We start from the raw sequence: 844 nt of genomic DNA on the forward strand, positions 1-844 counted from the left end.
GTTGCCGTCGATTACGACGCGAAAGACGGTGTCCTCAATGGCAATAGCGACCGTTTGCCCTTGGTAACTGCGTCCTATCCGTAGTCGTTGGCCGGCGACGGTCACCGTCCCATTGGCCGCCACGCGTCGCATGGCCTGGTGTGGGGGCGCCGGTGGCGGCAAGGGCTCGGCGCTGGGGCGTGCTCCACGCAGTGCTGCGCGCTGATCCGCCGGTATCGGCGCGGGCAGCGTCTTGACGAGTCGGCGGTTGGCCACGATGTGCATCAGGGTGCCCTCGAAGCGGACGGTGACGCGCTGGCCGACCAACGTCGACTCCAGCAGCACCTTGTGGCCACCAAGGCCGATGCAGCCATCGCGGGAGACGGTGCGCGCGACTTCGATGACTGCGCTGGTGGTCAGCATGTCGACGGTGACAGCGCCACGTGCGGGCTCTGGTCCGGCGATGCGTGCACCGCGGCGCAGCAGATCGCGCAGGTCGTGTTCGGACAGTCGCGATGGTCGCGTCCGGATGACCGCGCCGTCGAGCACGATGTGGATGCTGCGGTCGCTGGCCCACACCGTGACCTCGCGTCGGGCCAGCGCGGCGGTGAACTTGAACTGCTGATCAGCTGGAAGCAGCAGCCGCGCTCGGGGCGTCAGCACTGCCTCCCACTCGACGGCGTGCACGGTCGCGCCCAACGCGTGCTCTGTCACCGGCGCGAGGTGTTGGCGGGTACGAGGCGGAACGATGACGTCGACGGTGTTGGGGACCAGCGGTTCGGTGGCTACGGGCAGCGGCGGTATCACGTCGATGGGCGCTGGACGGAACACCGTTGCCGGCGTCGCCATCCCCAGCGACTGGTGG

At 68.6% G+C, this 844-nt stretch carries 1 pseudogene; it reads right to left on the reverse strand.

Going from position 1 to position 844, the window contains the following annotated elements:
* A pseudogene (locus BST44_RS29210) lies at positions 1-844 on the reverse strand (IS481-like element ISMva2 family transposase); the annotation flags it as partial.

The organism is Mycobacterium scrofulaceum, from assembly GCF_002086735.1.
Classification (GTDB): Bacteria; Actinomycetota; Actinomycetes; order Mycobacteriales; family Mycobacteriaceae; genus Mycobacterium; species Mycobacterium scrofulaceum.